At 72.2% G+C, this 9,447-nt stretch carries 9 protein-coding genes; 6 read left to right on the top strand and 3 right to left on the bottom strand.

Translation table 11 applies throughout. The annotated features are described in order from the left end of the window. A partial coding sequence (locus ACFWY6_RS06305; RefSeq protein ID WP_384686937.1) for a Glu/Leu/Phe/Val dehydrogenase dimerization domain-containing protein occupies positions 1 to 470 on the bottom strand: 470 nt, incomplete at its 3' end. 144 nt (positions 471 to 614) lie between these two features. Between ACFWY6_RS06305 and ACFWY6_RS06300 the strand changes: the two genes are divergently transcribed. The 6 genes from ACFWY6_RS06300 to ACFWY6_RS06275 all read left to right on the top strand — a co-directional run bounded on the left by ACFWY6_RS06300 (position 615) and on the right by ACFWY6_RS06275 (position 5,983). Then, complete coding sequence (locus ACFWY6_RS06300) at positions 615 to 1,820, top strand: MBL fold metallo-hydrolase (protein WP_384686935.1); 1,206 nt, start codon at positions 615 to 617, stop codon at positions 1,818 to 1,820. Positions 1,821 to 2,209: 389 nt separating this feature from the next. Further along, the gene (locus tag ACFWY6_RS06295; protein WP_384686934.1) at positions 2,210 to 3,961 is read left to right on the top strand and encodes an ATP-binding protein; all 1,752 of its coding nucleotides are present in this window, start codon (positions 2,210 to 2,212) and stop codon (positions 3,959 to 3,961) included. A 67-nt stretch (positions 3,962 to 4,028) separates the two neighbouring features. After that, complete coding sequence (locus ACFWY6_RS06290; RefSeq protein ID WP_266872443.1) at positions 4,029 to 4,463, top strand: roadblock/LC7 domain-containing protein; 435 nt, start codon at positions 4,029 to 4,031, stop codon at positions 4,461 to 4,463. A 2-nt stretch (positions 4,464 to 4,465) separates the two neighbouring features. Further along, positions 4,466 to 4,840 carry a DUF742 domain-containing protein gene (locus ACFWY6_RS06285; RefSeq protein WP_384686931.1) on the top strand — a complete coding sequence of 125 codons (375 nt, stop codon included), beginning with the start codon at positions 4,466 to 4,468 and terminating at the stop codon, positions 4,838 to 4,840. Beyond that, positions 4,818 to 5,414, top strand: coding sequence for an ATP/GTP-binding protein (locus ACFWY6_RS06280; RefSeq protein WP_384686929.1), 597 nt, complete (start codon positions 4,818 to 4,820; stop codon positions 5,412 to 5,414). Before ACFWY6_RS06285 ends, ACFWY6_RS06280 begins: the two co-directional genes overlap by 23 nt. Next, positions 5,411 to 5,983 (top strand): GAF domain-containing protein, encoded by a 573-nt coding sequence (locus ACFWY6_RS06275; protein ID WP_384686943.1) that lies wholly within the window; start codon positions 5,411 to 5,413, stop codon positions 5,981 to 5,983. Before ACFWY6_RS06280 ends, ACFWY6_RS06275 begins: the two co-directional genes overlap by 4 nt. Before the next feature lie 46 nt (positions 5,984 to 6,029). On the opposite strand, the gene ACFWY6_RS06270 is transcribed toward ACFWY6_RS06275, so the two are convergent. Together ACFWY6_RS06270 and ACFWY6_RS06265 are read right to left on the bottom strand one after the other, a co-directional pair. Next, entirely contained in the window at positions 6,030 to 7,916 is a 1,887-nt protein-coding gene (locus ACFWY6_RS06270) for a DUF2264 domain-containing protein (RefSeq protein ID WP_384686927.1), read from the bottom strand. A gap of 37 nt (positions 7,917 to 7,953) precedes the next feature. Further along, on the bottom strand, positions 7,954 to 9,285 hold the full coding sequence (locus ACFWY6_RS06265) for a M60 family metallopeptidase (protein WP_384686925.1): 1,332 nt from the start codon (positions 9,283 to 9,285) through the stop codon (positions 7,954 to 7,956). Between the last annotated feature and the right edge of the window lie 162 nt (positions 9,286 to 9,447).

The following is a 9,447-nucleotide window of genomic DNA, read 5'->3' as shown; positions in this document are numbered from 1 at the left end:
GCGAAGGCATCCGCCAGACGGGCGCGGGCCTCGGTCTCGTCCTCCAGGAGCGGGTGGACGGCCTGGATCGAGGAGACGAGCCCCGCCTCCCGCGCCGCCTTGTCGACCAGGTCCTGCGTCAGGCCCAGGTCCTCGCCCGTGGTCCAGGAGTGCTCTACGTAGGGGCGCATCGCCCGGAGGTAGCGCACCAGGACGTCGTACGCCTCAGGGGAGCGCGGATCGCAGTCGATGCCGCCCTTGGCTCCGCCGAGCGGGACGTAGCGGGCACTGGGGTCGTAGTGCAGGGCCTCCTTCATCGTCATGCCGCGGGCAAGGCCTGTGACCTCGTCGAGGGTGCAGCCGGGGCGCATCCGGAGCCCGCCGCTGCAGACGCCGCGGACGAGACGGTCGACGACGAGGAAGCCCCGGCGGCCGGTGACGTGGTCGGTCCAGGTGAGGGAGAGCAAGGGGGCGGGCGCGGGGGCGGGCATGGCGCACTCCTACTGCTTACTGAATGGGCGATCAGTAGGAGTACATCATGTGGGCGGAGGTGGCCGATGACGGTCCCTTCGGACGGCCGCTGTCGGAGGCGGTGCACATAATGGAGGCCTGATCTACCCCTTCCAGGAGGTGCTGTGTCCCGTTCGCTGAGCTCTGGGCTCCGCTCGCTCAGGACCGCTGCCTTCGGCGCGGATCCGGCCGGAGAGCGGCTCGCACGGATCCACAGATCGCCGAACTTCGCCGACGGTTCCTTCCAGAACCCCGTCGGGGCGCAGAGCCGCCCCTCCGGTTCGACGGCCGTGGAGTTCGCGAAGGTCTACTTCCGTAAGGAGGAGCGGCTGCGGCGCAGCCCCACCGGCACCGTGCCCGTGCACGCCACGACCCTCGCCGACCTCGCCAAGCCCCCGGCCAGTGGGCTGCGGCTCACCTGGATGGGGCACTCCAGCGTGCTCGCCGAGATCGACGGGCGGCGTGTGCTCTTCGACCCGGTGTGGGGTGAGCGGTGCTCGCCGTTCTCCTGGGTCGGGCCCAAGCGGCTGCACCCCGTGCCGGTGCCGCTCGCGGCGCTCGGCCCGGTGGACGCGGTGGTCATCTCGCACGATCACTACGACCACCTCGACATGCCCACGATCAAGGCCCTGGCCGGCACGGACACGGTGTTCGCGGTCCCGCTCGGCGTCGGCGCCCACCTGGAGCGCTGGGGCGTACCCGCCGACCGGCTGCGCGAGCTCGACTGGCACGACTCCACGAAGGTGGCGGGCCTGACCCTGACGGCGACGCCCGCCCGCCATTTCTGCGGCCGCGGCCTGCGCAACCAGCAGCACACGCTCTGGGCGTCCTGGGCCGTCACGGGCCCCGAGCACCGGATCTACCACAGCGGGGACACCGGCTATTTCCCCGGCTTCCAGGACATCGGCGCGCAGCACGGGCCGTTCGACGCCACGATGATCCAGATCGGGGCCTATTCGGAGTGGTGGCCCGACATCCACATGACGCCCGAGGAGGGCATGCGCGCCCACCTCGACCTCCAGGGCGGCCGTCCGTCGGGCGTGCTGCTGCCGATCCACTGGGGCACCTTCAACCTCGCCCCGCACCCGTGGTCGGAGCCGGGCGAGGGCACGGTCGACGCGGCCTCCCGCGCGGGGGCGCGCATCGCGCTGCCGGTGCCGGGCCAGCCGTTCGAGCCCGCGGCGGACTCGGTCCCCTCGGAGCCGTGGTGGCGCGGCGTCGCGGTCGAGCCGGGCGGCGGATGGCCCCGGGTGGCGCCGGGCGCCCCGGGCGCCAGGCACTCCGAGGACGCCGAGGACACCGGGGAGCCGGAGGCGGCGCGGGTCGGCTGAGAGAAGTCACAGGGAGCGTGGAGTGGAGGGGCCTCGCGGACGTGCGCGGTGCCCCTCGGCCGGTTCGGGGCGGTCGCGTACGACGTGGCCGCCCTGACGTCATGACCGCCCCCTTCCCCCGAAGGGAAAGCCCGTTCGCCGAGCCATGCGGCCCGGCTGGAACTGGCGTCCGAAGGTGCAATCGGACTGCCGTGCGAGGTGTCATACCAGAGCGGGACCTCGGCCGCCGTACTTTGTCATCTGCCCCTCGCACATGATGCGTTGCCGACTACCGTGAGTGGCCGTCGGTCGACGCACGGATCATCGGATGGTCCGCACGGCCGGCACGGCGATGTCGCGAAACGGCCCTCGCGCGATCGTCGGAGCCCGCACCCTGACCGAGGACGCTGATGTCTCACCTTCGCGCACCGGCCGCCCGCGCAGACCGCCGTGAAGGCGGCCGGCACGGCAGGCCCGGCAGCCGTACCGTCGCGCCGCTGCCCGAGGCCCGGATACGTCCGCAGCTGCTGCGCATCGCCGTACTGCCGCCCGTCGCCGTCGCGCTCTGCGCCGGCGCGGCCGTGCTCTTCGTCGTCCGGGAGACCGCCGCCCCGCTCGCCCCCGCGCTGCTCGTCATCCTCGCCGCCGCCGGGGCCATCACCCTGGTGAGCGTCGTCATCGCGGCCGTCGCGGCCGACCGTGCCGCGAACTCCCTACGCGACCGGGTCGGCTCGCTGCGCCGCAGCACCGCGCGCGGGCAGGCCGAACTGCGGCGGGTCGTGGAGCAGTTGCGGCGCGGCGACGGACCGCCCGCCCGCACGGCGGTGCCGGCCCGATCCGCCCAGGACGGCGACGAGTTCGGGCTGCTCGCCGACGAGCTGAACCGCGCCCACGAGGTCGCCGTCAGCGCGGTCGTCCAGGCCTCGCAGCTCTCCAGCCACGCGGGCAGCGAACAGAAGGTCGAGGTCTTCGTCAATCTGGCCCGGCGGCTGCAGTCGCTGGTGCACCGGGAGATCTCGCTGCTCGATGAGCTGGAGAACGACGTCGAGGACCCGGAGCTGCTCAAGGGCCTCTTCCACGTCGACCATCTCGCCACCCGCATCCGCCGCCACGCCGAGAACCTCGCCGTGCTCGGCGGCGCCATCTCCCGGCGTCAGTGGAGCAAACCGGTCACCATGATGGAGGTGCTGCGCTCGGCCATCGCCGAGGTCGAGCAGTACTCGCGGGTCAAACTGGTGCCGCCGATCGACGGCACCCTGCGCGGGCACGCCGTCGCCGACGTCATCCACCTCCTGGCCGAACTCGTCGAGAACGCCACGGTGTTCTCCGCACCGCACACCCAAGTCCTGCTGCGCGCCAACCTGGTGACGGCCGGGCTCGCCATCGAGGTCGAGGACCGCGGCCTCGGCATGCCCGTGACCGAGCAGAACAAGATGAACCACCTGCTCGCCGACCCCGACCAGGTCAATGTCGCGAGCCTCCTCCAGGACGGCCGCATCGGGCTCTACGTGGTCTCCGCGCTGGCTCGCAGACACGGCGTCGGGGTCCGCCTGCAGACCAACATCTACGGCGGCGTACAGGCCGTCGTCATCCTGCCGCAGGGGATGCTCGGGGCCGAACCGCAGAACGAGCCCGCCGCCGCCCCGCGCACCGCACCGCCGGGCGCCCCCGCCGGCGTACCGGAAACGACACCGGCACCCCCGCAGGCCCCCCGCCCCGAACCGGTCGTCGTGCCGCGGCAGCCGCTGCGGGACGAGACCCCCGGTAGGCCGGCGGCGAACGGCAACGGGCCGCTGCCGGTACGTGGAGCGCGTGCGGACCGGCCCACGCCCGCCGAAGCCGTGCCGGGCATCCGGCCCGAGGACCGGCAGGCCGCGGCCGAGCACACGGGGACCCCGCCGGTCCCGCTCGGCGGCGCCGTGCACGGCCGGATGGACCGGCCCCGGCTCCCCAAGCGCCGCGCCCAGGAGCACATCGCGCCGCAACTGCGCGACACGACGCCGTCACCGCGCCAGGACCCCGACTACCACGTCGGCCACGACCCGGGCCTGATGGCCGCCTTCCAGCGCGGCATCGGCCTCGCCGCCGCCCAGGAGACCCGCGACCCGGCACCCGGACCGGACCTCGGCATCCCCCGCGACAGGGGCGACCAGGGTGGCTGACCCGCACCACACCGCAAGCACCACGTCTGCCACGGCAGACCCTCGTACCTCTAGGAGTCGATCCACCATGGCGAGCGATGTGCAGACCAGCCAGGTATCCGACCTCGACTGGCTGATGAGCGGCCTCGTACAGCGCGTGCCGCACACCCACAGCGCGGTCCTGCTCTCCTCCGACGGGCTCGTGAAGTCGGTCCATGGCCTCGACCCCGACAGCGCCGACCACATGGCGGCCCTCGCCTCCGGGCTCTACTCGCTGGGGCGCAGCGCGGGCGTCCGGTTCGGCGACGGCGGTGACGTACGCCAGGTGGTCGTGGAGCTCGACTCCACCCTGCTGTTCGTCTCGACGGCGGGATCGGGCACCTGTCTCGCGGTGCTCGCCGGGCGCGAGGCGGATGCGGCGGTGCTCGGCTACGAGATGGCGATGCTCGTCAAGAGCGTACGGCCGTACCTGATGACCGCACCCCGGCAGCCGGCCGGCGAACCCGCCCCGATGAGGCATTGAGCGTGGCGGCCCCGCACGACGGGCCATGGCTCGACGACGCGGCGGGACGACTCATCCGCCCCTACACGGTCAGCGGCGGGCGGACCCGGCCGACCACCCAACTCGACCTGCTGACCCAGGTGTTGGCCACCGGCGGCGCGCCGCCGCTCGGTTGTCTTGGGCCCGAGCACGCGGAGGCGCTCGGGCTCTGCGCGGCACCCACATCGGTCGCGGAGATCGCGGCGCAGCTGAAACTGCCCGCCGTCGTGACCAAGGTGCTGCTCTCCGATCTCGTCGACTGCGGGGCGCTCACCCTGAGAGCCCCGGACTTCTACCACAACCCAACTGACCGGTCCCTGTTGGAGGCAGTGCTCGATGGATTACGACGACAGCTCTGACCCCTTCCCCACCGCACTGAAGATCTTGGTCGCGGGAGGTTTCGGGGTCGGCAAGACGACCTTCGTGGGCGCGGTGAGCGAGATCGCGCCGCTGAGCACGGAGGAGCTCCTCACGACCGTCAGCGAGGGCACCGACGATCTGTCGGGCGTCGAGAACAAGACCACGACCACCGTGGCCATGGACTTCGGCCGCATCACACTCGACCCCGATCATGTGCTCTACCTCTTCGGCACGCCCGGCCAGGAACGCTTCTGGTTCATGTGGGACGAGCTGTCCGAAGGCGCGCTCGGCGCGGTGGTGCTCGCCGACACCCGCCGCCTCGAGGACTGCTTCGCGGCCGTGGACTTCTTCGAGCAGCGCGGCATGGGATTCATCGTCGCCATCAACGAGTTCGACGGCGCGCACCGCTATGAACCCGATGAGGTGAGGTCCGCCATCGACCTCGATCCCCAGGTGCCCGTCGTGCGCTGCGACGCGCGGATCTCCAGCTCCGGCATCGCCACGCTCCTCACCCTCGTCAAGCATCTGCTCGCCCACGCACCGGCCGCACCGAGCTACGGAGCCCACACCTGATGTACGACCCGACCGCGCATCTGCTGCTCACTCCCGTCGACAAGGAGGCGCCGACCCGGGTGCGGCGGCTGCGCAGGCTCGGCATCGGGCAGCATCCCGACCGCGCGTTCGACGCCTTCGCCGACCGCCTCGCCGAGGTCACGGCGGCGCCGTACTCCATGGTCAACTTCATTGACGAGAACCGGCAGTTCTTCGCGGGCCTGCACACCCCGGACAGCACCGGTTCGGGCAGCGAACTCACCGCCGCGGCGGCCGCGGAGAGCGCGGCGTGCCGCTACATGGCCCGCGATCACGGCTACTGCCCGCATGTGGTCGTACGCCGCAAGGCCCTCGTCCTGGAGGACGTCTGCGACTATCCGCGGTTCGCGGGCAATCCCGTGGTCGACGAGATCGGGATCCGCTCCTATCTGGGAGCGCCGCTCATCGACCGCACCGGCACAGCGCTCGGCACGGTCTGTGTCGTGGACGTCGAGCCGCGCCCCTGGGGCAGGTCGGGCCTGGAGACGATCAAGGCGATGGCGGCGGAGCTGATCGAGCAGATCCACCGGCGGGAGGACGGCGGGATCTGATGCTCAGGCCTCCAGCACGTCCCCGTCGGGAAGCGCGATCTGACGCTCACACCTCCAGTACCGCCCCGTCGCGGAAGCGGACGCGGACGCAGTCGCCGTCCACCGCACAGGAGATGGACTCCCGCAACGCCGTGGGCAGGACGGTGTCCTGGGACAGCGCGACGAGCGTGACGTGGACGCTCGAGCCGCCCGCGTGGTCGGCGCGGGTCAGATACGGAGTCGCCGAGTGCGGGCCGAAGGCGTTCGCCGCCACCTCGCGGGCGATGCCCGCCTCCTCGTCCCAGCCGTGGAGCGCGACGACGGCGCTGGTGAGGCCCGATTCCGTACGGGTGAGGGCCCAGCCGGGTCCTCGCTCGGCGTACGGCCGGGTCCCGTCGGCCACCGCGTAGCCGCCCTCGCGGACCGTCACACCCGCCGGGGCCTGGACCCGGTGCACGCGGATCTCCCACGGGCCGTGCAGCACGCTGGTCGTCTCGATGGGGAACTCACCGTCGACGCCGGGGAGTTGTACGTCGTGGCGGGAGGCGGCGGTGCGTTCCGCGCAGCTCAGCGGGTGGATCCGGCGGCGGCGGGACGGAGTGCCGTCCGGTGCGAGCAGCGCGAGGTGGCCGTCCACCGTCCGGTGCCATGCGCGCGGCGCCGTCTCGGGGGCGGTCGCCGTGGAGTAGCCGAACTTGGCGTAGTGCGGGTCGTCGGCGGCGGGGCCTTCGAGCGGGTTGTGGTCGCTGCCGTGGTTGACCAAGCGGACGATGCCGTCGTGCCGGGTGCCGTGAAGGAGCCAGCCGGGCTCGGGGAGCGCGGTGTACTGGTCGGACTCCTCGACGGGGAGCGGCAGTTCGCGCTCCGTCCACACCGGGTGGTCGGCGGGAAGCAGCAGGCCGAGGAAGCCCTTGCCGGCCCAGTACGGCGACGCCGGACCGGAGTAGGCCTGCGTCGAGGGCAGGAACGTGCCGTACCAGCCGAGCGGGAGCAGCCCGCGCTCGTCCGGGACGCCGCGCTCCACGAAATGCCGTGCGGTGCCGGAGGCGAGGCGCCGGGTGAGGCCGGGGGCCAGGGGTGTGCAGTCCGCGAGGGCGCCCATCCAGACGGGCGCGGTCGCCGCGAAGCGGTAGGTGAGGGAGCGGCCCTGGTGTACGGGGGCGCCGTCGGCGCCGAAGAAGTGCGGGTAGGCGGTGAGGAACCGGGTCAGCCGCTCGCGGTAGACCTTGCCGCGCCCGCCGTCGTCCGGACCGGCCATCCGCGCCCACAGCAGCGGGTACAGGTGCATCGCCCAGCCGATGTAGTAGTCGAAGTTGCGCCCGTCGCCGTCGCTGTACCAGCCGTTGCCGCGGTACCAGTCCTCGATGCGGTCCAGGCCGCCGTCGATGTCCGACCGGCTGTGCGGGGCGCCGACGGAGGCCAGGAACTGTTCGGACACCACCTGGAAGAGCCGCCAGTTGTTGTCCCAGGTCTTGCCTCCGACGAAGCCGGAGAACCAGTCGACGACCCGCTCCTGGACCCGGGGGTCGAGCCTGTCCCAGATCCAGGGGCGGGTCTCGTGCAGCCCGATCGCGATGGACGCCGCCTCCACCATCTGCTGGGAGCAGTCGGTGAGTTCGGGCCAGGCCTCACCGCCCGCGCCGTCACGGTCCGTGCCCGTTGTCAGACCCTGCGTATAGCGTTCTATGAGGTGAGGGTCCACTTCACCGCCGGCTCCGGCGATCCGGAACGAAGCGAGGAGAAAAGACCGTGCGTACCCTTCGAGCCCGTCCGACACGACCCCCGACCAACTGCCGCGGCCCGGCAGTCGGTACTGCGCGAAGTTCGGCGTCGCGTACGGGACGAGCGCCGCCAACTGCCGGTCGGCGAGCGCCTCCCAGTGCGACCGGGTCCAGCCGGTGAGCGGGGACAGGACGCGGTCGGTGGGGGGCAGGGTCAGGTGCGGTGCGGGCATGGTGGGTCCGTGCTCCCTTTTCGCGTAGGTGCTTGCGTCATTCGCGGTAGGTGCCGGCGTCGACGGTCGGCTCGGGAAGGCCGAGCGCGGCGATGCGTGCCTTGCCGGACGCGGTGATCGGGAAGCGCCACTTGGCGACGAAGAACTCGGAGAGGTCGCGTCCCGCGGCCCGGCTCGCGTACACGGCGAGGTTGTCGTAGCGGTCCGCGTCCGTCGCCGCTGCGGGGTTGTCGGTGCGGATCAGCTTGTGCAGCTCCGGCCAGACACCGGTGCCGAAGGCGAGCCGCAGCTGCCAGAGCGGCACGAGCTTCTGCCATACGTCGAGCGTGGCGTAGTCCGTGCCCGCGTCGCGGGCGGTGAAGGCGCGGTCGTACACGTCCTTTCCGCTGGCGTCCTTGGTGAGCAGCCGCGAGGTCTGGCCGAGGGTGCGCTGCGCGGCGAGCGAGTAGAGGTTGCAGGTGACCTCCGTGAGCGCGCCGGGCTTGTAGGCGAACTGCTGATGCTGGTGGCCGAGTTCGTGGTACATGCCCCAGCCGCCGGTGCGCAGTCCGTTCACGCCCGCGATGTACGTCATCGCGCCGCTCGGGTAGCCGGTGTACCCGTGCGTCGCGTAGGCGCCGACGCCCGATGCGACCTTCGTGACGTTCACGAAGTGGTACGGCAGCGGGTTGCGGGCGTGGGTGCCGGTGCTGCCGCTCAGTCCGCTGAAGGTCGCGTGGGAGGTGAGGAGCTGTTCGTAGGTGTCGAGGAGCGTGGCGTGGTTCTCGGCGCGGTACTGCAGGGCGGTGGCGCGGGAGAGCGTGACGATGGCGTGGGCGGAGCGGAGCTGGACGTACGCGGCCGCCGTCGCCGAGTCCAGCTGCGCCTGGAAGGCGGCCTCCGTCGTCGAGCCGTGCGTGAAGGTGGGCATCGGCACGGAGCCGGTACCGATGGTGACCGTGGCGCGCTGGCCGCTGCCGGTCATCGTCAGGTGGAGCGGGCCGCCGTGCGGGTCCGTGACGGTGTTCGCGCCGGCCTTGAGGGCGTAGGAGCGTGGGGCGTTGGGGGTGGCGTAGTAGTCGGGGATGCCGACGTACAGGGTGGGCAGGACGCCGTCCGGGGCCGAGACGGTGATCGTGACGGGGGTGCCGGCGGGTGCGTAGGCCGCCGTGGTGAAGAAGTCACTGGCGCGCTGGGCGGCGCCGAGCCGGATGCGCTGGGACTCGGCGGAGACGCGGGCGGTGAGGCTGACCGTGACGGCGGCGCGGGGCTTGAGCCTCGGGCGCGTGGCGGTGACCGCTCGCGCGGGGGAGGGGAGCAGGGCGGCGCCGCTAGTGAGGGCGGCCGCCAGGCCGGTGAGGACGGCACGGCGGGGCGGAGTGGATCTCATGGTGCACTCCTTCGAGGGGGGATCGGCTGGGGTGGATCAGGTGGTGCGCTGGTGGGTGTGGGTGCGGGTGCGGGTGCAGGTCGGGCAGGACGAGGCGTGGGTCGGGGTGCGAGGTGCTGTCGGGCGAGGTAAGTCGTGGGTGGGCGTGCGGGGCGCGGGTGC

Origin of the sequence: Streptomyces sp. NPDC059037 (assembly GCF_042740015.1) — a bacterium.
GTDB lineage: Bacteria > Actinomycetota > Actinomycetes > Streptomycetales > Streptomycetaceae > Streptomyces.
This window is presented reverse-complemented; position numbering and strand designations above follow the sequence as displayed.

What these genes read in the sequence shown, in the direction of transcription:
- ACFWY6_RS06295 (WP_384686934.1), top strand. Translation starts at nt 2,210, where the DNA reads ATGTCTCACCTTCGCGCACCGGCCGCCCGCGCAGACCGCCGTGAAGGC.
- ACFWY6_RS06290 (WP_266872443.1), top strand. Translation starts at nt 4,029, where the DNA reads ATGGCGAGCGATGTGCAGACCAGCCAGGTATCCGACCTCGACTGGCTG.
- ACFWY6_RS06280 (WP_384686929.1), top strand. Translation starts at nt 4,818, where the DNA reads ATGGATTACGACGACAGCTCTGACCCCTTCCCCACCGCACTGAAGATC.
- ACFWY6_RS06270 (WP_384686927.1), bottom strand. Translation starts at nt 7,916, where the DNA reads ATGCCCGCACCGCACCTGACCCTGCCCCCCACCGACCGCGTCCTGTCC.
- ACFWY6_RS06265 (WP_384686925.1), bottom strand. Translation starts at nt 9,285, where the DNA reads ATGAGATCCACTCCGCCCCGCCGTGCCGTCCTCACCGGCCTGGCGGCC.